Source organism: Winogradskyella litorisediminis (assembly GCF_042675765.1).
Lineage (GTDB): Bacteria > Bacteroidota > Bacteroidia > Flavobacteriales > Flavobacteriaceae > Winogradskyella > Winogradskyella litorisediminis.
The window spans coordinates 221,660-244,615 of sequence record NZ_JBHTJL010000009.1; the positions used below are offsets into that span (position 1 = coordinate 221,660).

Sequence of the window (22,956 nt, forward strand, 5' to 3'; positions counted from 1 at the left end):
GGCATAAAAAAAGGGACAAATCAAATAATGATGATTTGTCCCAGTTGGTACTGAAGGCGGGACTTGAACCCGCACGACCTAATGGTCATTGGATTTTAAGTCCAACGTGTCTACCAATTCCACCACTTCAGCATCTTGATTACGGAATTGTAATCAAATTTGGTATGTTATTTCTGAGCGAAAGATGGGATTTGAACCCACGACCTCCACCTTGGCAAGGTGATGCTCTACCCCTGAGCTACTTTCGCAATTTTTATAAGAACTTTCGCTGTAAAAGCGGATGCAAATTTAATCTTTTTATTAAAAATCCAAAGCCTTTTTCAAAAATAAATTAATTTTTTTTAGGCTTGCTTTTTCTTCACCAACATTCGTTTTATTTCGTTGAGCTTCATCAAAGCTTCTACTGGCGTCAACGTATCTATATCCGTATGCAATATTTCGTCTTTTATTTCTTCTAATAATGGGTCGTCTAAATTAAAAAAGCTGAGTTGTAAATCGTCCTTAAGTGATTTAACTTTATCCGTAAGCTCTTCGCTCGAGTGAGATTTTTCTAGTTTTGATAAAATCTTATTTGCTCGACGAATCACTTGCTGCGGCATACCAGCCATTTTAGCCACGTGAATACCAAAACTATGTTCGCTACCGCCTTCAACCAACTTTCGCACAAAAAGTACATTGTCTTTTAACTCCTTTACAGCAACATTAAAGTTTTTGATGCGACCAAATGTCTCAGTCATTTCATTAAGCTCGTGATAATGCGTAGCAAATAAAGTTTTTGGTTTTGCAGGATGTTCGTGCAGGTATTCACTAATTGCCCAAGCAATAGAAATACCATCGTAAGTACTTGTACCACGACCAATTTCATCGAGAAGCACCAAGCTTCGGTCCGAAATGTTATTTAAAATAGATGCTGTTTCATTCATTTCAACCATAAAAGTAGATTCACCCATAGATATATTATCACTGGCACCAACGCGCGTAAAAATCTTATCGACCAAACCAATTTTCGCTTCTTTGGCTGGCACAAAACTCCCGATTTGAGCTAACAACACAATCAACGCCGTTTGTCTTAAAATTGCCGATTTACCAGACATGTTTGGACCAGTAATCATGATAATTTGTTGTGATTCTCTATCGAGATAAACGTCGTTGGCAATATACGCTTCACCCAATGGCAATTGCTTTTCTATGACTGGATGACGACCTTCTTTTATCTCCAAAGCAAAACTGTCTTCAATTTGCGGATAGTTATAGTCATTGGCTTTTGCTAAACTTGCAAAACCACATAAACAATCGAGTTGTCCAATCAATTGCGCATTCTGTTGCACTTGTAGAATATATTGATGCATCCATTGTACCAAGTCTGAAAATAATTGTTGTTCGATGGCAAGGATACGTTCTTCCGCACCCAAAATTTTAGCCTCGTATTCTTTGAGTTCTTCCGTAATATAACGTTCGGCATTTACCAAAGTTTGCTTACGAATCCACTCTTCTGGTACTTTGTCTTTATGCGAATTTCGGACTTCAATGTAATAGCCAAACACATTGTTTGATGCTATTTTTAAAGATGTAATTCCCGTGCGCTCACTTTCGCGCTGAAGCATATTATCGAGATATTCTTTCCCAGATTTTGATAAACCTCGCAGCTCATCTAATTCTGCAGAAAAACCTTCAGCAATTGTATTACCCTTTAAAACGTTAACTGGTGCTTCTTCGTTAAGGGTTTGCTTAATTTTTTCGCGAAGCAAATCGCAATTATTCAAATTTCCACCGAGAATTCTTAAGGCTTCATTCTTGCAATTTTCAGCTAAAGATTTAATGGGAACGATTGCTTCTAATGAATTTTTTAGCTGAATGACCTCGCGCGGACTCACTTTAGTCGTTGCTATTTTCGAAATCAAACGCTCAATATCACCGATGTGCTTTATCTGATTTTGAATCTTTTGAAGTTCAGCCACATTATCCAACAAATATTGCACAACCTCGTGACGCTGCTTAATTTTATCAGCCTGCTTTAGTGGCAAAGCTAACCAACGTTTTAGCGTGCGTCCGCCCATTGCAGAAATCGTCTTATCAATAACATCAATAAGTGTTACAGCATTGTAATTGGTAGAATGGTATAGCTCCAAATTTCTGATGGTAAACTTGTCCATCCATACATAATCGTCCGTGGCGATTCTCGAAATCGTGGCAATATGCTCTAATTTATTATGTCGTGTTTCGCTTAAATAATGAAGAACGACACCAGAAGCAATAATACCTTCGTATAAATCTTCAATCCCGAAACCTTTGAGCGTTTTTGTGTTGAAATGTTTGGTTAAGGTTTCATTGGCATAATCAGCTTGAAATACCCAATCTTCCAAATAAAAGGTGTGAAAATCAGTTCCAAAAGTTTCGGAAAATTCTTTTCTGCATTTTTTTGAAATCAGCACTTCGCTCGGACTGAAATTCTGAAGTAACTTATCTATATATTCGGCATTACCTTGAGAGGTTAAAAACTCACCTGTAGATACATCTAAAAACGAAACACCGATATATTTTGTATCAAAATGTACCGCACACAAAAAATTGTTAGATTTTGAATGCAGAATATCATCATTAAGCGCAACACCTGGCGTTACCAATTCTGTAACACCACGTTTTACAATCTTTTTGGTTTGTTTTGGGTCTTCGAGCTGGTCGCAAATTGCCACACGTTCGCCAGCTTTCACCAATTTTGGCAAATAGGTATTTAATGAATGATGCGGAAAGCCAGCCAGCTCCGTTTCGCTCTCACTACCAGCGCCACGTTTGGTTAAAATAATATCTAATATTTTAGATGCTTTTACGGCATCACTACCAAAGGTTTCGTAGAAATCACCAACACGAAACAGCAATAAAGCATCAGGATACTTTGCCTTTATGGCATTGTACTGCTTCATTAACGGTGTTTCTTTTTTTGCCTTTTTAGCCAATGGATTGTTTATTTTTGCTTTAATTGTAAGATTGCTAATGTAGCTAAATAGCTTAGTTTTATAAAGCTTGAAACCGATAAGTTATCTACAAAAATGCCAAGATTTCAACATGAGAAAACTAAAAAATAGCGAATTAGACCGATTGGATGTTTCAGAATTTAAACAAGCTGAAAAGTCGCCCATAATTATAGTTCTTGACAACATCCGAAGTCTAAATAACATCGGCTCGGTATTTAGAACAAGTGATGCTTTTTTGATTGAAAAAATCTATCTCTGCGGCATCACAGCAAAACCGCCACATAACGATATTCGTAAAACCGCGCTCGGCAGCACCGAAACCGTAGATTGGAAATATGCCAAAAACACCATGGATGTTATTGAAAAACTAAAAGAAAATAACGTAAAAATCTGTTCTATTGAGCAAGCCGAAAACGCCACAATGCTCAACGATTTTTCACCTCAACCAGAAACCAAATATGCTTTTGTTTTTGGCAACGAAGTTAAAGGCGTAGCACAAAATGTTGTAGACGTGAGTGATGTAGTTATTGAAATTCCACAATTTGGCACCAAGCATTCTTTGAATATTTCGGTGAGTTGTGGTGTCGTGGTTTGGGATGTGTTTTCGAAATTAAAAAAACAGCTCATCTAAATCTTCCCAAAGGGAAGACTTTGCTCCGCTATTCTCATTAATATATTGAATATTAAATTATAAACTTTGAATCGTCCGAAGAAACCTTGGCCAACAAAAGCCGTAATGCAGCAAATCTACAAGCAGCAGCTTTGGGGAACTGATGGTTCTGATTTCTATTCTGGTGAAGGTTCTCATGAGGAACAAATTACCAAACCTTATATCGAAACGGTTCTCAATTTTTTAAAATCTCATGACAAAAAATTGACCGTTTGCGATTTGGGTTGTGGTGATTTTAATATTGGATGTCATTTGGTTAATTACTCCAAACACTATTTTGCCATTGACATTGTTGACGAATTAATTGAACGAAACAAACAACTTTTTAAAGCTGAAAACTTAGAATTTCATTGCCTTGATATTTCTAAAGACGACTTACCAAAAGCAGATTGTATCATTCTGCGACAAGTGCTCCAGCATTTATCTAATACTGAAATTCAGAATATTTTAATTAAGCTTTCAAACTTTAAGTACATCATCTTAACGGAGCATATTCCTATTGGTAATTTTATTCCAAACAAAGATAAAATTGCTAGTCAAGGCATCAGACTAAAACAACATAGTGGCGTTGATATTTTGGCAGAGCCTTTTAATTTCAAGGTTAAATCTAGCAAGGTTTTGAATGAAGTTGTTTTGAGTGAAAAGGATGGTCGGATTGTGACTACGCTTTTTATTCTTTGATGAGATTCTGAAACACACTTCGACCGAGCTCAGTGGAACAGTTCAGAATGACAATATTACTTAATCGGAATCCAAATCTCTTCGGCATTCACTTCATTCATCGGACTGTAACTCGGTGGTAAACGCTCAAAATGTGGTCGATTATCTAGCTCAAATTCAGAATTTGGTAACCAAGTGGAATGGATGTATTTCCAGTGTTTTATAAAATCAGGAATCGACCCTTTAAAGTCAATCACTAAATAGTTTCCTACGTTTATTGTTAAACTTTGCATGCCTTGTGGCACATCATCTAAATGCAATACTTCAACACCAATCCATTTTTCAAACGTTTCGGTTGGGTTGAATTTTGAAAAATCGAAGTGTTTATAATTCTGAAGTGATAACGTGTAATCGTCTTTTCTATTAGAAATTTCTCCTAATCTTGGCATAAATTGTTTGGCCAATTGCGGGGTTACCCGACTGATGTTTTGAAAATTAGCTTCAGCACTTAGACCAACAACAAAAATATCTTCAGATTTAACTATTCTATGCTTCATCATTTATCTGATTTAAAATCCATAAATAATCTTCACGATTTTTTACAAAATCACGTTCAGAAATATCAATGATTTTTACGTTTAAATCTGTTTGAGATTTCAAGAATTCTAAGTATCCAGAATTAATTTTCTCAAGGTATTCGTCTTTAATATCGCTCTCGTATTTACGTCCGCGTTTTTTTATGTTTTTTTGAAGTCTTTCGGTATTCTGGTAGAGATAGACGTACAAATCTGGCTTAGCAATATCCTTATATACTTGATAAAATAATTTTCGGTATAAGCGAAACTCGTCTTCTGGCAACGTTACTTTGGAGAAAATGAGTGATTTGTTCACATCATAATCACTCACCATAAAATCTTTAAATAAATCGAGCTGCGATAAATCGTCACTTATTTGCTGATACCTATCCGCCAAAAAAGACATTTCTAAGGTAAAGGCGTATCGTTCTGGTTCTTTGTAAAATTTGGGCAAGAATGGGTTATCTGCAAAACGTTCTAAAATTAATTTTGCATTAAAATCGTTTGAAATTTTATTAGCCAAACTTGTTTTTCCAGCACCAATATTTCCCTCAATAGCTATATAATTATAATTGCCAAATGTGTAAGATTTTCTTGGATTTTTTAGCCAAATGTTTACAGATTCAATTTCAGATTTATCTTCGCAATGTTCAAAAATTACTTCAAGCTTCTGATTTAATACGGGATGTTCAAAATCTTTAAGAATATCTAATAATGGCTGAAGTACAAATTTTCTATTCTGAATTTCGGGATGTGGTATTACTAGACTTTTATCATCAATAATCACATCCTCGTAAAACAAAATATCTAAATCTATCTCTCTAGATTGATAACCACTTGTAGTTTTTTTGTTTCGTCCTAAATCCTTTTCGATAGTTTGTAAAACCTTTAAAAGCGATTTTGGTTTTAGCTCTGTTTCTACAAGTATACACGCATTATAAAAGGCATCACCATTAAATCCTAAAGCGGGTGTCTCATAGACTTTTGATAGTTTTTTTACCGCACCAACACGCTTAAAAATAGCATTCACAGCAGTTTGCAGGTACTCTAACCTATTGCCTTTGTTGCTGCCGAGCGCTATATAAACTAATTTTAATGGTTTCATTGAATGCCCAAAATAACTAAAAGAAATATGAAAAGATTATCTTTACTTCAACTATTTATTAACGATTTTTAATGCAGTTAAAAGACAAGCTTCTTGCACAACGCATCTACCTTTTTTTAGGTGCCTTATTTATTACCTCATTGGTAGTTTCAAATCTAATTTTTCAGAAGTTTTTTTACTGGTATCCTGTAGATATTGAAATTTTTGGGTCGAAATTATTTGAGATTTCTGTTGGAATTTTACCGTATCCCATTACCTTTTTAATTACAGATTTAATTAGTGAGATTTACGGAAAAAAGCGAGCTAATGATGTTGTAGTTGCTGGAATTTTTGCTTCACTTTTTTCTGTAGGTATTATTTTAGTGGCCGACTATGTACCCGCTTTAGAAAAATCACCGCTCAACGACAGTACCTTTAATAACGTTTTTAGCAAAACAATTGTAGCTGTTGGTTCAAGTATGTTTGCTTACCTCTTTGCACAGTTTATAGATATTAAAATTTACCACTTCTGGAAAAATCTTACCAAAGGCAAACATTTGTGGTTGCGTAATAATTTTAGCACGTGGCTCTCGCAGTTTGTAGATACCTTATCAATAATCACCTTGCTTTGTTATTTTAAGGTTTTACCATGGTCGAGCTTTCAAGGTTTACTTATTAGCGGGTTTTTATTTAAAGTACTTGTTGCCTTTTTAGATACACCATTTTTATATTTAGGAGTGTATCTCTTCCGCAAGCGTTTTAAACTTAGCGTTAATGAGGAAATAAATCTCGCATAAGCGCAAAAACAAATCCTAAATTCTTCCTAATCTTGTGGTGCAAATAGCGTATTGGTGCTAATTTTTCGTACTATACTATAGCTACTGATATCAAATCAAAAAATAAAATGAAAAAAATATTCAAAATACTTGGCATTTTAGTTGCCATATTTCTCGTAATACTTATTAGTGTTCCGTTTTTTTTAGAATCTAAAATAGATGCGATTGTACAAAATTATGCTGACGAAAATCTTAATGCAAAATTGAGTTTTGATGATGTTAACCTAAGTTTAATTTCTAGTTTTCCACAAGCAAAAGTATCTGTTAAAGGCCTTAAAATTGAAACCTTAGCGCCTTTTGAAGATGAGACTCTCGCATTGGCTAAAAACATTTCATTTGAGATGCCTTTAGCCGAGCTATTTAATGACGCCAACGAGCCATTAACTGTTAATGAAATTATTGCAGACGAACTTTTATTGACCTTAAAAACCAATGCCTCGGGTAATGTTAATTACGATATTGTAAAACCCTCAGAAGTAACAGAAGGTAATAGTGAAGCCAACGCTTTTAGCTTTGATATAGAACATTACGAAATTAATAAAGGTGCACTAACATATATCGATGAAGGTACAAATACCAATGTTTATGTCACTGAAATTAACCATACTGGAAACGGAATTTTTTCTGGCGGAACATCCGAGTTAGATACTGAATCCGAAGCCAATATTACGCTCTCTATTGACAATATAGAGTATTTAAGCAACAACAGTATAAAATTAGATGCACTTATAGATTTGGACCTGGAGCAAAGCAAATACACCTTCAAAGAAAACAAAGGTTTTATAAATCAACTACCTATTGAATTTCAAGGTTATATTCAGCAAGTTGAAAAAGGACAAAACATAGATTTAACGTTCAAAAATCCTGAATCTTCATTTAAATCCTTTTTGGCAATTATCCCTAAAACGTATGCTAAAAATATTGAAAACGTAAACACAACGGGAGATTTTACCTTAAATGGAAAAATTAAAGGTTTGGTTTCAGACGAAACCATTCCAACGTTGGATTTTAAAATCAACTCTAATAACGCGTCATTTAAATATCCAGACTTACCTAAAAAAGTTGATAATATAATTATTGATGCATCCGTAATAAATACTACTGGAAATCTTGACGATACGTACATTGACATTAACACACTCAATTTTAAAATAGACCAAGACGTATTTAGGTCTGAAGCGCATATTAAAAATTTAACCAAAAATATTTATGTCGATGCCAACTTAGATGGCGTACTTAACCTTGCCAATCTAACAAAGGCTTATCCTGTTGAATTAGAAAATGAACTAAGTGGAATTTTAAAAGGAAAGCTAAATACTGCTTTTGATATGAATGCGATTGAAACCAACGCGTATCAACGCATCAAAAACACTGGAAACGTTTCAATTGAAAATTTTATATTCTCGTCTGAAGACATTGTAAATCCACTTCAGATTAATATTGCAAATTTAAGTTTTAATCCAGGTACAGTAACACTCCAAAAGTTTGATGCATTGACTGGCGAAAGTGATATTTCCGCCACAGGAACAATCAATAATCTTTTAGGCTTTCTTCTGAGTGATAAAAAACTGACAGGAAATTTCAACGTTTTTTCAAATAAATTCAAAGTTGCAGATTTTATGGTTGAAGATGAAGCTGCTGCTTCAACTTCTAACAAAACAACATCAAAAGGCACATCACTAAAAATTCCTGAATTTCTAGATGCTACAATTACAGCAAAAGCAAACACTGTAGTTTATGACAATTTGAATCTAAAAAATGTAACAGGAAAACTTCTAATAAGAAACCAGATTGCCAATTTAGCAGATATGACCACCGATGTTTTTAATGGTAAGTTAGGGTTGTCTGGTAATATTTCTACCGCAGAAGACAAACCGAAATTTGATATGGTTTTGGCAATTAATCAATTTGATATTGCTCAATCTTTTGAGGAGTTAGAAATGCTTAAAGCCATTGCTCCAATTGCAAAAGTATTGCAAGGTAAATTAACTAGCAGTATTACGTTAAACGGGTTGCTAGACGAAAGTTTTTCTCCAGATTTAAGCACAATTGCTGGTAATGCTTTGGCAGAATTGGCCACTATAAATATTTCTGAATCGCAAAGCAAAATCCTTCAGGGCTTAGATAGTAAACTCGATTTTATAGATTTTAGTAAGCTTGATTTAAAAGATTTAAAAACAAGACTGAGCTTTAATAATGGACAAGTAGACGTAAAGCCATTTACTATAAATTATAAAGATATACCTATTGAAATATCAGGATCACATAGCTTTTCGAACACGGTAAATTACAATTTAACCCTGCAAGTGCCTGCAAAATATTTAGGAAGTGATGTTAATCGTTTAATAGGAAAGATAAATGATACTGAAGTGAATAAGATTTCAATTCCTGTTACTGCTAATGTAACAGGAACGTTTGCGAGCCCTAATGTGTCAACAGACCTTACAAGCGGTGTAAAAAATTTAACAGCACAATTGGTGGAAATTCAGAAGCAAAAATTAATTGATAAAGGCACTGATAAAGTTTCGGGCCTATTAGATAATATTTTGGGCGGAAAAGATAAGACACCAACTATAGATTCTACAAAAGTTGATTCAACCAAAACAAATCCAAAAAACAACGTTAAAGAAGGTGTGAAAAATATTTTAGGCGGAATTCTAAAAAATCGTAAAAAAGACAAAGATTCGACCAAAAACTGATGATTTCAGTCTAATTTTGATTTAAAATCGTTAAAAAGTGCCAATTTTTTGGATTTCTCAATAATTGCGTTATGTTATTAGAACGTATAATTCTAAAAACAAACTATGAGGCAATTAAAGATTACCAAGCAAGTAACAAACAGACAAGACAAATCATTAGACAAATACTTAAACGATATAAGTAAACTTCCAATGATTACAGCAGATGAGGAAGTAGAACTTGCACAAAAAATTAGAAGTGGTAGTCAAGAAGCCTTAGATAAGTTAACAAAAGCTAACTTAAGGTTTGTGGTTTCTGTAGCAAAACAATACCAAAACCAAGGTTTAAAATTAACCGATTTAATCAACGAAGGTAATGCCGGTTTAGTGAAAGCTGCCAAACGCTTTGATGAAACACGTGGTTTTAAATTCATCTCGTATGCTGTTTGGTGGATTAGACAATCTATATTGCAAGCATTAGCCGAACAATCTCGTATCGTAAGATTACCGGTAAATAAAATTGGGACAATTAATAAAATGCGTAAAGCATTTGCATATTTAGAACAACTCCATCAAAGACCACCAAATGCTGAAGAAATTGCTAGAGAACTAGATGTTAGCGTTAGAGAAGTAAAAAGCTCTATGAAAAATTCTGGGCGTCATTTATCAATGGATGCGCCGCTTGGACAAGAAGAAGATTTTAGTTTGTACGATGTAATGTCTCAAAAAGAATCGCCTCAGCCAGATAAAAATTTAATGGCAGAATCTCTAAACACAGAGATTGAGCGTGCTTTGAGCACACTACCAGAAAAAGAAAGTCAAGTTATAAAATTAAGCTACGGTATTGGAGAAAAACACCCTATGACCTTAGAAGAAATAGGACAAATTTTTGATTTGACCAGAGAACGTATTCGTCAAATAAGAGAAAAAGGCATTAGAAGACTACGTAAAACGAGCAAAAACAAAGTACTAAGAACCTATTTAGGATAATACTGTAGTTTTGAACAAAAAATATTCAAAAAAATTAGATAATTTAAAAATTGTATTATCTTTGCACACTCTTTAGTAAAATAGACAATACAATATTACAAGATATGATTAAGATAGAAATCAAAGAAGGCGAAAACATAGAAAGAGCTCTTAAGCGTTACAAGCGTAAGCACAGAAACGTGCAGATTATGCAGAATCTTAGAGAGTCTCGTTATTTTACTAAACCTTCAGTAAAAAGAAGACGCGAAATTCAAAAAGCTGAATACATTCAGAGTTTAAGAGACGCTGAAAACGTTTAATTTTTTTGATATATAAATATAAAAGCGACCAAATCTGGTCGCTTTTTTTATGCCCAAAAATTAAATTAGCTTTAAAAAAAATTGGGATGCATTTCTATGAGTATAATTTTTAAACTTTACCATCCACTTATTTTTTATATAAAAATTTTGAATTTTCTCAAGAGTTGATAATATTATTTTTGAGTTTTACGAGAAAAGACTTTTTATTTAACTCATCTAAATAGTTTTATTTACTGCCCCTTATTTTTGATTAATTTTACATTGTTTATTTATCAACCAACTCTACTTCAATGGCAAATCTTCTAAAAAGAATTAGTAATAGATATTTAAGAATTCAAATTGGGCGAACGCCACAACAAAATTTATTTTACGGATTTTTAACTTACATACTTGTCGGTTCTTTTTTACTGAGTTTACCATTTCTGCAAAAAACTTCACCTTCAATTTTAGACAATATTTTTATAGCGACTTCCGCGGTTTCAACAACTGGATTAGTCACCATTAGTGTGTTTGACACGTATAATATGGGCGGTCAATTTATAGTGATGTTATTGTTTCAAATTGGTGGTATTGGTTATTTAACCTTTACCACTTTTATGTTGTTATCCACCACACGACGTATAACACGCTGGCATAAAAGCATTTTAAGTTCTGAATTTACCTTACCCGTAACCATAAAAATTAAAGACTTTTTAAAATCTGTGATTCTATTTACTTTAATCATGGAAATTATCGGTACCATTTTATTTTTTATTGCTTTTAAGATGAATGGAATGGCAACTGGCGAAGCACTCTGGAATGCCCTTTTTCACAGTATCAGTGCTTTTTGTACTGCTGGTTTTAGTCTATTCAATTCAGGATTTACAGAGTATGTAGATGATGGCTTTATAAATTTTATAATTTCATTTTTAGCCATTTGTGGCTCATTAGGTTTTATTGTAGTTACCGATTTTGTGCTTTGGTTTAAAAACAAAAAACATAAACTGAGTTTTACCACTAAAATTATATTGGTCGGGTTTTTAATATTATTGTCTTTCGGATTCTCGTTTTTCTACTTCTTTGAGCCAACGGTAGCTAGCTTAGATGGTGCTTCGCGAAGTTATGCTGCGTTTTTTCAAGCCATGACAGCTATGACAACAGTTGGTTTTAATACCGTTGATTTTGGTGCTTTTGCAATGCCTATGCTAGTAGCTACAGTATTCTTAATGTACATTGGTGCATCTCCATCTGGTACTGCAGGTGGTATGAAAATTACAACGCTTACCGCTGTATTGGCAATTATGAAAAGCAGATTACGTGGTAGCAAGCGCATTACATTCTTTGGAAGAAAAATTCCGTTTGAGCGTTTATATATTGCTACCTCATCATTTATATTTTACACTTCAATTATATTTTTAGGCGTTTTTATCCTCACTTTTACAGAAGGGTTTAATCTTGAAAGTATAATTTTTGAAGTGGCTTCTGCACTAGGAACCGTTGGTCTCAGCATGGGAATTACTGGCGATTTATCCTCTATTGGTAAGATTGTAATAATACTATTGATGTTTATTGGTCGCTTAGGTGTGTTGACGTTTGGCTTAGCTATTTGGTCTAAACAAGCTTCTAAAGAAGGTGAAGAAACTTATCTAGAAGATGATATTGCAGTTTAGAAAAAATAATTTACACCTTATCTTGAATACAACGAAGGAAACTAATTTAAACAGAAAGTTCAACGACTAAACCTTCATTGGCTCTAATATTAAAAACCGTATTATCTTCAAAAATAAAATACTGCCCTTTTATACCTACTAATTTTCCGCTGTATTGCCCATCTTTTTTTAAGTTTAAACTTTTTGGTTTTTCAGGATATTGGTTAACAGGAAAATGCAGATGTGTTTCTTCATTACTTTCAATATAATAATCCAAAGCTTCCGCAGGAATGTACAATTTTAGTTTTTCGCGCCATTCTTTAAGATTTTCATCTTCTATATCGTTCTTCAACATTTTGCGCCAGTTGGTTTTATCGGCTACGTAATCTTTGAGTGCAACTTCTGTAATGCCAGCCAAATAACGGTTGGGCACCTCAACAATTTCAATGGCTTCGTGAGCTCCTTGGTCTATCCAACGTGTTGGCACTTGAGTTTTTCTGGTTACACCAACTTTTACGTTGCTTGAGTTTGCCAAATAAACAATATGCGGTTGCAGTTGCACCTTTTTTTCGTATTCTAAATCACGATCTTCTTTACCTAAATGCGCAGTACTTAACTCTGGTCGCATAATCCAATCTCCTGCATTTGGCATATCAAAAAAGCAACTTTTACAAAACCCTTGACGGTAAATTTCTTTGTTTAAATGGCAGTTAAGGCACTCTTCGCCTACAAACTTTAAGCTTATGTCTTTATCTATCATTTGGTTAACATGAATGAAATCATTTTTAAACACCAAATAATACTGAATTGGGTCTTGAAATTCGGTTTGCATTTTGGTAAGTACACCCGTGTAAATCATAATATATTTTTATTAATTTTAGCAAGTAAAAGCAACCAACTTTTAGCTAACGCCATTTAACGGTTAAAGATAACTAATCCATGCCAATTCCTATTGTAAATTCTATTGCTTCGTGGTTTTTAAAAAAACGATTTCATCAGATTGAGTTATTTTTAAAATACCCACACGAGGTACAGAATGAGCTACTTTTTTCTTTATTAAAAATGGCAAAAAATACTGAAGTAGGAAAACAATACGACTTTGCATCTATAAAATCTTATCGAGAATTTAATGAGCGTTTACCTGTTGTAAATTACGAAGCTGTGCAACCACAAATTGAACGTGCTCGTCGAGGTGAGCATAATATTTTTTGGCCTGAACCTATAAAATGGTTTGCAAAGTCTAGCGGAACAACAAGCGCAAAAAGTAAGTTTATTCCCGTGAGTACATCGGCCTTAGAAGATTGCCACTACGCCGCGAGTAAGGATTTATTATGCATGTATTTAAATAATAATCCAGAATCGCAATTATTTACGGGGAAAAGTTTAAGACTCGGCGGAAGCAAAGAATTATACGAAGAAAACGGAACAGTTTTCGGCGATTTATCTGCTATTTTAATTGATAATATGCCATTTTGGGCAGAATTCAGTAGTACACCAAGCAGTAAAGTGTCTTTAATGAGCGAATGGGAAACCAAAATGAAAGCCATTGTTGACGAAACAATAAACGAGAAGGTAACAAGTTTAGCTGGTGTGCCATCTTGGATGTTGGTGTTACTTAACAATATTCTCGACCAAACAGGAAAAGATAATTTATTTGAAATTTGGCCGAATCTGGAAGTTTACTTTCATGGTGGAGTAAGTTTTAATCCTTATATAGAACAGTATCGCGCCATTTTACCAAAGCCATCATTTAAATTCTACGAAATATATAATGCATCCGAAGGTTTTTTTGCCATTCAAGACCAAAACAATAGTGGCGACTTATTATTGATGCTCGACTACGGTATTTTCTATGAATTTATACCAATGGATACTTACGGAAGTGAAAGTCAAAAAGTAATTCCGCTAAGCGAAGTAGAACTTAATAAAAATTACGCAGTAATTATAACCACAAATTCTGGTTTATGGCGTTACAAGATTGGCGATACGGTGCGTTTTGTAAGCTTAAATCCATACCGAATTAAAGTTTCTGGTCGTACCAAACATCATATTAACGCTTTTGGCGAAGAGCTAATTATTGAAAACGCCGAAGACGCACTTAAGAAAGTTTGCAAACTCACTGGAGCTGAGATTGTAGATTATACAGCTGCACCCATTTTTATGCAAGGTAAAGAAAAGGGCGCACACGAATGGCTGATAGAATTTAAAAAAGCACCTGAAAATTTTAATCAATTTTCTGAAGCTTTTGACAATGCCTTACAATCTCTTAATTCTGATTACGAAGCCAAACGTTACAATAATATGACGTTAAACCAACCAACAATTCATCAAGCGCGACCAAATTTGTTTTACGATTGGTTAAAACAGAATGATAAGTTGGGTGGCCAACATAAAGTACCAAGATTATCTAACTCAAGAGATTATTTGGATGAGTTGTTGAGTTTGAATAGTTGAATTTACCACAAGAACAAAAAACCCATAAATTTCTTTATGGGTTTTTAATTTTATTATCGCTTTCAAATCTAAGACACTGCCTTTAACTTCTTTAAAGTAGATTTAGACAATTTATCTTCAGCGTAAGATTTTGTGACTTCTAATTTTTTATCATCTGAGCCTGGCAAATGAAACATAGCATCGGTTAATATTTCCTCACAAAGTGAGCGTAAACCTCGTGCACCTAATTTGTACTCAATTGCCTTTTCTACAATAAATTCTAAAGCGTCGTCTGTGATACTTAAGTCGATATCATCCATTTCAAACAACTTTTTATATTGTTTTACTATCGCATTTTTTGGCTCCGTTAAAATAGCTCTTAGCGTTTTTGCATCTAATGGATCCATATGCGTTAAAACTGGTAAACGACCAATAATTTCTGGTATCAGTCCAAAATCTTTTAAATCTTTTGGTATAATGTATTGTAAAATATTGCTGTTGTCTATATTATCATCAGAATTTATAGAACTATAACCAATGGCTTGCATATTTAAACGCTTTGTAATAACACGCTCAATCCCATCAAAAGCACCACCAGCTATAAATAAAATATGCTCGGTGTTTACTTCAATAAATTTTTGGTCTGGATGCTTACGACCACCTTTTGGCGGAACATTTACAACGGTACCTTCAAGTAATTTCAATAAAGCTTGTTGCACACCTTCACCAGAAACATCTCTTGTAATAGATGGATTATCGCCTTTTCGAGCAATTTTATCAATTTCGTCAATAAAAACGATACCTTTTTCGGCTTTCTCAAGATTGTAATCTGCTGCTTGCAAAAGTCTTGTCAGGATACTTTCAACGTCTTCACCAACATAACCTGCTTCTGTTAAAACAGTTGCATCGACAATAGCTAAAGGCACGTTGAGCATACGTGCTACTGTTTTTGCCATCAATGTCTTACCTGTCCCTGTTTGCCCAACCATGATAATGTTACTCTTCTGAATCTCAATATCATCATCAGTTGGTGGTTGTAATAAACGCTTATAATGATTATAAACCGCTACAGACATTACGCGTTTGGTATATTCTTGTCCAATAATGTATTGGTCTAAAAAAGCTTTTATTTCTTTTGGCTTTTTTAACATCAATTCGGCACTCAACTCAGCGTTTGTTCCTTGCTTGGACTCTTCTATAACAATACCATTGGCTTGCGTGATACATCTATCGCAAATATGTGCATCTAAACCAGCAATTAATAAATTTGTTTCTGGCTTTTTTCGTCCACAAAAACTACATTCTAATTCTTCCTTTGCCATTATTTAAGTTTGAAGTTGAAGGTTTTTAGCTTGAAGCCTTTATACTTTCAACCATAATTTTATAATCTTTAAAATATCTTTCGAATTAAATTTTAAAACCGAAGTTTAATTATTTGTCGAAAGAAAACACATTTACTTTCTACCTAACACTTCGTCAATCATTCCGTACTCTAAAGCTTCATCAGACTTCATCCAATAGTCACGGTCAGAATCTTTTTCAACTTTCTCGTAGCTATTTCCTGAATGACTGGCAATGATGTTGTATAATTCTTCTTTTACCTTGAGCGTTTCTTTTACAGCAATCTCCATATCTTTTACTTGACCTTGCGTACCACTCATTGGCTGATGAATCATCACTCTTGAGTGTTTTAATGCAGAACGTTTTCCTTTTTCACCTGCACATAACAATACGGCTGCCATAGATGCTGCAATACCTGTACAAATTGTAGCTACATCTGGTTTTACAAACTGCATAGTATCATAAATACCTAAACCTGCATAGACCGAACCTCCAGGAGAATTGATATAAATCTGAATATCTTTCGACGCATCTACACTCTGTAAAAAGAGTAATTGCGCTTGAATAATATTTGCAACTTGGTCATTAACGCCAGTACCTAAAAATATAATACGGTCCATCATTAAACGCGAAAACACATCCATTGCCACAGCATTCATTTGACGCTCTTCAATAATATTTGGCGTTAAATTAGTTGGATACATGCTTTGCATGATTTTGCTATAATAATTAGGATTTACACCTTGGTCTTGGGTTGCAAACTTTTCGAATTCTTTTCCGTAGTTCATATTCTAATCTTGTCTTTGAATTAATACTTTTATTGTTCTTTAATCATCTTGCCTATTTAATATAAGAGACCCAGATTCAATTTCTGGGTAACAAAATTTTGAAAGCAAAATTTTATCATCAAAAAGGCGTAAAATCTTTCGAAATTACGCCTTAAAGATACAATTTTAATTGCAGTTTATTTAGCTGTAAAATTCTTTTACAAAATCATCATAAGTAATCTCTTTTGTTTTGAGATTAGCTTCGTTCTTGTATAATTCTAAAAGCTTTTGGCTCATAAGCTGCTCTGATAAACGTTTTACTTCATCTTTATTTGATAAAATACGAGCTGCAATATCTTCCAATTCTTTTTCTGTTGGGTTCATTTGACCAAACTGTGCCATTTGCCCTTTTATCATTTGTATGGCGTATGCTTTTAAATCTTCAAACTGCACTTGCAATTTGTGGTCTGTGATTAGTTTACCTTCTATTAATTGGTAACGCATACTTTTTTCAGACTTCTCGTATTCTTCTTTAGCTTGCTCCTCAGACATTGGCTCTTCACCTGCGGTTTGCATCCATTTTTGAAGAAATTCTGCTGGTAAATCAAACTTTGTGCTTTCTACCAAATACTCAGTTACATCATTTAATAACTTTTGGTCACCTTGCTGTGCAAATTGCTTTTCAGAATCTTCTTTTATTTTTTGTTTTAATTCGGTAACAGATGTTACGACATCTTTTCCAAATAATTTATCGAATAGCTCTTGGTCTAAATCTGCTAATTCGCGCTCGTTAATTTCAGAAACTTCAAAAGTTACTTCAACATTTAAGTCGTGAGCATCATCGTGAGATACCTTTAAGTATGTCATCAAATCATGAGCGTCTTCGAATAAATTTTTAGTTTTAACTGTAATGAAGTCACCAACTTTAGCCCCAACAAATTTCTTAAGATTTGTTTTTCCTTTTATTTTACTAACCTCAAAGGTTGCTACATTATCAATGCCTGCTTCTTCGTTAGTGAACTTTCCTGTCACTTCAGAATTTTCAGTCACCTCGTTTTGAGAAACGATTTTACCATATTGCTTACGGATTGTTTCAACTTGGTTGTCTATCATTTTATCGTCTGCAACGATATTATAATGCGTGATGGCTTTTTTACCTTTAAGCTTTACATCGAATTCTGGAGCAAGACCTAATTCAAATTCGAAAGAAAACGCATCTGCATCCCAATCTAAATCGTCTTGAGCTTTTGGTAACGGATTACCTAAAACGTCAAGCTTTTCTTCAACTAAATACTTACCAAGAGCATCTTGTAATAATTTATTGACCTCATCTACCAAAACGGCTTTTCCGTATTGCTTTTTAACCATTCCCATTGGCACGTGCCCTTTTCTAAAACCTGGGATGTTTGCAGATTTACGATAATCTGATAAGATTTTTTCTACTTTATCGCTGTAATCTTCTTTAGCGATATCTACTTTAACAACTGCGTTTAACGCATCAATGTTTTCTCTTGTAATATTCATTGTAATACAATCTAAAATTGGGCTGCAAAAGTACATATTTTTTTGCAACCCAACAATAGTTTTAAGGTATTGATTTTTAGCTCTTTTTAGCGTCGGAGAACACTGCTTGAAGTATCGATTGTAAAATAGATAGTAATATACTAAATAGCAACGCCGTCCAAAAACTAGATACTGCAAATCCATCAATTAATTTATCGGCGAGTAGAATTATTAATGCATTAATGACCAGCAAAAATAATCCTAACGTTATTAAGGTGACTGGCAAAGTTAATACCACTAAAATTGGTTTAACCAAAAGATTTAAAATTGAAAGCACAACAGCTACAATAATGGCACCAACATAGCCATCTACAGCAACGCCGCTTAAAAAATGTGCTAATACAAAAACCGCGAAAGCGTTAATGAGTAAACGGATGATTAAATTCATAATGAAAGATTTTTAATTAGTTGTTTAAAGTTACGTTTTTTTGAAGACAACAATATCTTGATATTCATTTCTATCTTCTACTTCATTTTGTCCTCTCCAAAAGCCATCAACAATAGTAACCAATTCTAAATTAGCCTCGGTAATCATGCTTTTTAATTTGGTTTTATGAATTGTGATATTTCCTGAAACTACATTAGGATTCATTAAACGGTAATCTTTAAATTTATGCGGAAAATTGAAATCTTTTTGTATCGAAATATGCGCTTCATCCGTTTCATCAAAAAGAAAAAATGTTGAAAAACAATAGCCGCCAGATTTTAAAACACGATAAATTTGATGAAGGTAATGTTGAATTTCATCAATAGTCATATGCGTAAACAAGGACACTGAAAACACTTTATTAAAAGACGCATCTTCATAAGGAAATTGAAATTCCGTCGCTTTTAAGGTCGACGTGTTATACAAATCATTAAAAAGCGGAACGTATTTAAAATTGAAATTCGGGAAATCCTTTCCCAACCGATTATTACACCAATCGACACCTTGTTTTACGACATCGAAACCATCGTAAGAACCATTTTGATTGATATATGTTGAAAGCGCTATGGCTGAACGTCCAACGCCGCTTCCAATATCTAAAACTTTATCGTCTGGCTGAAGGTCTATGTATTGCTTTAAATGTTGTAGATGTAATTCGCCTTGCTTAATGTATTCGGTTGCGCTTGCTGGCGAACCTGTATAAATATCGCCACGAGATGGTACATATTTATGTGTTTTTCCTAAAAATTTATCTCTTAAATCGGCAGGAAAATAGTATAATTTGCGAATTAAAAATCGCTGATTAGATGATAAACCATACCAAAAATCTCTTAAAAACTGTGGTCTAGACATAATCTATTCATCTAAAAATTGAACAACAAAATCAAAGAATTCTTGAGGATTCTCAGCATGTAACCAATGACCTGCATTGCTTACTGTTTTAATATTGGCATCTGTAAAGTGGCGATTGATTAAACCTTCGTCTGTTGGACCAATGTATTCGGATCTATCTCCGCGTAGAAATAATGTTGGTTTTGAAAAAGTGGCATGTATTGGTAGAGCTTCACCAACTTCGGAAACTTCTGCTTTTAAAATAGGAAGATTAATACGTAATCCTAATTTTCCTTTTTCTACCCAATATAAATTTTTCAATAAAAACATACGTGTTCCAATTTCTGAAACATAGTTTGATAATGCTTTATCGGCTTCGCCTCTAGTTTTTATTTCTGAAAAATCTAACTGAGATAAGCCTTCTAAAATAGCATCATGATGCACAGGATAATATCGTGGTGAAATATCTGCAACAATTAATTTTTCAACCAAATCCGGATATTTTGCAGCAAATAACATTGCCGTTTTTCCACCCATAGAATGACCTAATAATACGATATTTTCAAGTTGATGCTCGTCGCAATAATTTTTTAAATCTTCAGCTAAAACATCATAATCAAATTCATCAGAATGAAAACTACGTCCGTGATTGCGCTGATCTACCAAATGGATTTGATAATCCAACTCTGAAAACTGACGCGCCAAAGTTTTCCAATTGTCGCCCATACCTAAAAACCCATGGAGTATAACAAATGGCTTACCGTTACCGATGATGTTGCTGTGTAGAATCATGATAATCTATGCAAATACATTTGAATAACATTTTCAATTCCCATGTACAAACTTTCAGAAATTAAGGCATGACCAATAGAGACTTCTAAAAGACCTTCAATATTATTTTTAAAAAATTTAATATTATCTAATGACAAATCGTGTCCTGCATTAACACCTAAAGCCAATTGATTGGCAAGTTTTGCACAATCTGCATAAGGTTTTATGGCATCTTCATTGCCTAGTGAATACTCGTGGGCAAAAGCTTCGGTATATAATTCTATACGGTCTGTTCCTGTGTGTTTTGCTCCTTCAATTTGTTTTAAATCCGGGTCAACAAAAATCGAAGTTCTGATGTTGTTTCTCTTAAATTCCGAAATAACTTCAACCAAAAAGTCTTTATGCTTTATAGTATCCCAACCTGCATTTGAGGTTATGGCATCGACACTATCTGGCACCAAGGTGACTTGTGTTGGCTTGGTTTCTAATACCAAATCTATAAACTTTGGTATAGGATTGCCCTCAATATTATATTCGGTATGTACGACAGATACTAAATCTCGAGCATCCTGATATCGAATATGACGCTCATCTGGTCTTGGATGTATTGTGACGCCTTCAGCTCCAAAACGCTGTACATCTTTTGCAAAATTGACCACATTTGGCACATCGCCACCACGACTATTTCTTAAGGTTGCAATTTTATTAATATTAACACTGAGTTTTGTCATTTCTCTTTGGTTTTAAAGACAAAAATACAAAGTAGAACACGCAAATTCTGTTTATTTTTAATTAATTTGCAGAACCTTATAAATTGATTTATGCAACTACAAGATTATATAATTAACGATATTAAACCTTTACAAATCACAGATACTATTGGTGATTTACAGCAGTTGTTTAATCAATTAACCTATTCTCACATTCCTATAAAAAACGGTGATGTGTATTTGGGTTGTATTCCAGAAACAGATGCGCATTGTTTTGAAGCTAAAAAATTAATTTCGGATTGTAGTTATACTGCTGAAGGTTTTTATGTTAGAAGCACTACCAATTGGTTAGATGTTTTAGAAGCATTTGCACAAAACAACAGTAACATTATGCCTATTTTAAGTCCTGAAAATAAGTATTTGGGCTACTATGAGCTTAATGATATTATTCACTTGTTTAACGAAACACCTTTCTTTTCTGAGCCTGGCGGAATTTTGATTGTTGAAAAAGGACTTCAGGATTATTCGTTTAGTGAAATTAGCCAAATTGTTGAATCTAACAACGCAAAGCTATTAGGCGCTTTTATTTCGAAAACCGAAAACGATTTAGCGCAAATTACCTTAAAAATTGGCAATACCAGCCTTAATGATGTGACGCAAACTTTTAGACGTTACAGCTACAATATTATTGCAGGTCATGAGGACGACACATATTTAAAAAGTTTAAAAGATCGCTCAAAGTATTTAGACAAATATTTAAATATGTAAACTATGAAAGTTGCTATTTATGGTCAGAGTTTTGAAAATGAGAAAAACAACGAAGCATTTGTGCTTTTAGTTGAGCATCTCAGTGCTCATAAAGCTGAAATATTTGTAGAAGAGCAATTTTTAAAACTTCAAAAGCCTAAGTATCATAATGACTGGTCATTAGGCATTTTTTCTAGCTTAGATAACAGTTATGATTTATTAATCAGTATCGGCGGCGATGGTACTATTTTAAGAGCTGTTACTTATGTGCGAGATTTAAACATTAAAATAGTTGGGATTAATACGGGAAGGCTAGGATTTTTAGCAACGATACAAACCAATGAGATTGCAGATGCACTAAATGATGTGTTTGATGGAAGTTATACTATTAGTGAGCGTTCTTTATTATCTGTCGAAGTAGATTCTGAAAATGAAGAACTTAAACAGACCAATTTTGCACTAAATGAAATCACCATAAGCCGAAAGAACACAACTTCAATGATTACTGTAAAAACCCATTTAGATGATGAGTACTTAACCTCTTATTGGGCAGACGGATTAATTTTAGCAACACCAACAGGCTCTACAGGATATTCTTTAAGTTGTGGCGGACCAGTTATTTCGCCAGATGCTGGAAGTTTTGTTTTAACTCCTATCGCACCACATAATTTAAATGCACGACCACTTGTGATTCCTGATAAAACTTCGGTAAAATTAAATGTTAGCGGTCGCGAAAATCAATTTCTATTATCTCTAGATTCTCGGATTATAACTTTATCGAACACCGAAACCGTAAAAATTAAAAAAGCCCCTTTTCATATAAAGATGGTTGAGCTACATAATGAAAGTTTTATTGACACACTCCGAAAAAAAATGCTTTGGGGAGAAGATAGACGCAATTAGGCAATAAATCCTTACAAATACTGTTTTCTGTAAGACAATTTGTATCAAATTGTTATAGAGTAATCTTAATT

21 protein-coding genes and 2 tRNA genes are annotated in these 22,956 nt (G+C 33.8%); 10 read left to right on the top strand and 13 right to left on the bottom strand.

Features of this window, described 5'->3' with window-relative positions; all coding sequences use genetic code 11:
* Positions 1-45 precede the first annotated feature (45 nt).
* The 3 genes from ACFQ1Q_RS03340 to mutS form a co-directional block, all read right to left on the bottom strand.
* Positions 46-132: transfer RNA gene (locus tag ACFQ1Q_RS03340), tRNA-Leu, on the bottom strand.
* 44 nt (positions 133-176) lie between these two features.
* Positions 177-248: transfer RNA gene (locus tag ACFQ1Q_RS03345), tRNA-Gly, on the bottom strand.
* 93 nt (positions 249-341) lie between these two features.
* The gene (mutS, locus tag ACFQ1Q_RS03350; RefSeq protein ID WP_386127973.1) at positions 342-2,954 is read right to left on the bottom strand and encodes a DNA mismatch repair protein MutS; all 2,613 of its coding nucleotides are present in this window, start codon (positions 2,952-2,954) and stop codon (positions 342-344) included.
* Between the two features lie 109 nt (positions 2,955-3,063).
* On the opposite strand from mutS, the gene ACFQ1Q_RS03355 reads away from it, so the two are divergent.
* Together ACFQ1Q_RS03355 and ACFQ1Q_RS03360 are read left to right on the top strand one after the other, a co-directional pair.
* Positions 3,064-3,603 (top strand): RNA methyltransferase, encoded by a 540-nt coding sequence (locus tag ACFQ1Q_RS03355; RefSeq protein WP_386127975.1) that lies wholly within the window; start codon positions 3,064-3,066, stop codon positions 3,601-3,603.
* Between the two features lie 105 nt (positions 3,604-3,708).
* Positions 3,709-4,323 (top strand): class I SAM-dependent methyltransferase, encoded by a 615-nt coding sequence (locus ACFQ1Q_RS03360; RefSeq protein ID WP_386130143.1) that lies wholly within the window; start codon positions 3,709-3,711, stop codon positions 4,321-4,323.
* A 56-nt stretch (positions 4,324-4,379) separates the two neighbouring features.
* Here ACFQ1Q_RS03360 and ACFQ1Q_RS03365 read toward each other — a convergent pair whose 3' ends face one another.
* Positions 4,380-4,862: a GyrI-like domain-containing protein gene (locus ACFQ1Q_RS03365; protein WP_386127977.1), complete on the bottom strand. Its 483-nt coding sequence runs from the start codon at positions 4,860-4,862 to the stop codon at positions 4,380-4,382.
* A complete protein-coding gene (folK, locus tag ACFQ1Q_RS03370; protein WP_386127979.1) occupies positions 4,849-5,982 on the bottom strand; it encodes a 2-amino-4-hydroxy-6-hydroxymethyldihydropteridine diphosphokinase in 1,134 nt (377 codons plus the stop codon). Before folK ends, ACFQ1Q_RS03365 begins: the two co-directional genes overlap by 14 nt.
* Positions 5,983-6,053: 71 nt before the next feature.
* Between folK and ACFQ1Q_RS03375 the strand changes: the two genes are divergently transcribed.
* The 5 genes from ACFQ1Q_RS03375 to ACFQ1Q_RS03395 all read left to right on the top strand — a co-directional run bounded on the left by ACFQ1Q_RS03375 (position 6,054) and on the right by ACFQ1Q_RS03395 (position 12,413).
* Positions 6,054-6,758, top strand: a complete 705-nt coding sequence (locus tag ACFQ1Q_RS03375) for a queuosine precursor transporter (RefSeq protein ID WP_386127981.1) — start codon at positions 6,054-6,056, stop codon at positions 6,756-6,758.
* Positions 6,759-6,865: 107 nt separating this feature from the next.
* Positions 6,866-9,496 (top strand): AsmA-like C-terminal region-containing protein, encoded by a 2,631-nt coding sequence (locus ACFQ1Q_RS03380; protein WP_386127983.1) that lies wholly within the window; start codon positions 6,866-6,868, stop codon positions 9,494-9,496.
* A 105-nt stretch (positions 9,497-9,601) separates the two neighbouring features.
* A complete protein-coding gene (locus ACFQ1Q_RS03385) occupies positions 9,602-10,465 on the top strand; it encodes a sigma-70 family RNA polymerase sigma factor (RefSeq protein WP_386127985.1) in 864 nt (287 codons plus the stop codon).
* A 104-nt stretch (positions 10,466-10,569) separates the two neighbouring features.
* Positions 10,570-10,764 carry a 30S ribosomal protein S21 gene (gene rpsU / locus ACFQ1Q_RS03390; protein WP_386060435.1) on the top strand — a complete coding sequence of 65 codons (195 nt, stop codon included), beginning with the start codon at positions 10,570-10,572 and terminating at the stop codon, positions 10,762-10,764.
* Positions 10,765-11,054: 290 nt separating this feature from the next.
* Complete coding sequence (locus tag ACFQ1Q_RS03395) at positions 11,055-12,413, top strand: TrkH family potassium uptake protein (RefSeq protein WP_386127987.1); 1,359 nt, start codon at positions 11,055-11,057, stop codon at positions 12,411-12,413.
* A gap of 46 nt (positions 12,414-12,459) precedes the next feature.
* On the opposite strand, the gene ACFQ1Q_RS03400 is transcribed toward ACFQ1Q_RS03395, so the two are convergent.
* Positions 12,460-13,251, bottom strand: coding sequence for a DUF2797 domain-containing protein (locus ACFQ1Q_RS03400; RefSeq protein ID WP_386127989.1), 792 nt, complete (start codon positions 13,249-13,251; stop codon positions 12,460-12,462).
* Positions 13,252-13,331: 80 nt separating this feature from the next.
* On the opposite strand from ACFQ1Q_RS03400, the gene ACFQ1Q_RS03405 reads away from it, so the two are divergent.
* Positions 13,332-14,846 carry a GH3 auxin-responsive promoter family protein gene (locus tag ACFQ1Q_RS03405; RefSeq protein WP_386127991.1) on the top strand — a complete coding sequence of 505 codons (1,515 nt, stop codon included), beginning with the start codon at positions 13,332-13,334 and terminating at the stop codon, positions 14,844-14,846.
* 68 nt (positions 14,847-14,914) lie between these two features.
* Here the strand turns inward: ACFQ1Q_RS03405 and clpX are convergent, their stop codons facing one another.
* The 7 genes from clpX to ACFQ1Q_RS03440 all read right to left on the bottom strand — a co-directional run bounded on the left by clpX (position 14,915) and on the right by ACFQ1Q_RS03440 (position 21,256).
* The gene (gene clpX / locus ACFQ1Q_RS03410; RefSeq protein WP_386127993.1) at positions 14,915-16,147 is read right to left on the bottom strand and encodes an ATP-dependent Clp protease ATP-binding subunit ClpX; all 1,233 of its coding nucleotides are present in this window, start codon (positions 16,145-16,147) and stop codon (positions 14,915-14,917) included.
* Positions 16,148-16,279: 132 nt separating this feature from the next.
* A complete protein-coding gene (locus ACFQ1Q_RS03415) occupies positions 16,280-16,954 on the bottom strand; it encodes an ATP-dependent Clp protease proteolytic subunit (RefSeq protein WP_386127995.1) in 675 nt (224 codons plus the stop codon).
* Positions 16,955-17,134: 180 nt separating this feature from the next.
* Positions 17,135-18,457, bottom strand: coding sequence for a trigger factor (tig, locus tag ACFQ1Q_RS03420; protein WP_386130146.1), 1,323 nt, complete (start codon positions 18,455-18,457; stop codon positions 17,135-17,137).
* A 76-nt stretch (positions 18,458-18,533) separates the two neighbouring features.
* On the bottom strand, positions 18,534-18,884 hold the full coding sequence (locus tag ACFQ1Q_RS03425; protein WP_386127997.1) for a phage holin family protein: 351 nt from the start codon (positions 18,882-18,884) through the stop codon (positions 18,534-18,536).
* A gap of 30 nt (positions 18,885-18,914) precedes the next feature.
* Positions 18,915-19,775 carry a class I SAM-dependent methyltransferase gene (locus tag ACFQ1Q_RS03430; protein WP_386127999.1) on the bottom strand — a complete coding sequence of 287 codons (861 nt, stop codon included), beginning with the start codon at positions 19,773-19,775 and terminating at the stop codon, positions 18,915-18,917.
* 3 nt (positions 19,776-19,778) lie between these two features.
* A complete protein-coding gene (locus ACFQ1Q_RS03435) occupies positions 19,779-20,546 on the bottom strand; it encodes an alpha/beta fold hydrolase (RefSeq protein ID WP_386128001.1) in 768 nt (255 codons plus the stop codon).
* Positions 20,543-21,256 carry a pyridoxine 5'-phosphate synthase gene (locus ACFQ1Q_RS03440; RefSeq protein WP_386128003.1) on the bottom strand — a complete coding sequence of 238 codons (714 nt, stop codon included), beginning with the start codon at positions 21,254-21,256 and terminating at the stop codon, positions 20,543-20,545. Before ACFQ1Q_RS03440 ends, ACFQ1Q_RS03435 begins: the two co-directional genes overlap by 4 nt.
* Positions 21,257-21,346: 90 nt before the next feature.
* On the opposite strand from ACFQ1Q_RS03440, the gene ACFQ1Q_RS03445 reads away from it, so the two are divergent.
* Together ACFQ1Q_RS03445 and ACFQ1Q_RS03450 are read left to right on the top strand one after the other, a co-directional pair.
* Positions 21,347-22,003 (top strand): acetoin utilization protein acuB, encoded by a 657-nt coding sequence (locus ACFQ1Q_RS03445; protein ID WP_386128005.1) that lies wholly within the window; start codon positions 21,347-21,349, stop codon positions 22,001-22,003.
* Between the two features lie 3 nt (positions 22,004-22,006).
* Positions 22,007-22,885 carry an NAD kinase gene (locus tag ACFQ1Q_RS03450; protein ID WP_386128007.1) on the top strand — a complete coding sequence of 293 codons (879 nt, stop codon included), beginning with the start codon at positions 22,007-22,009 and terminating at the stop codon, positions 22,883-22,885.
* The last annotated feature ends 71 nt before the right edge of the window (positions 22,886-22,956 follow it).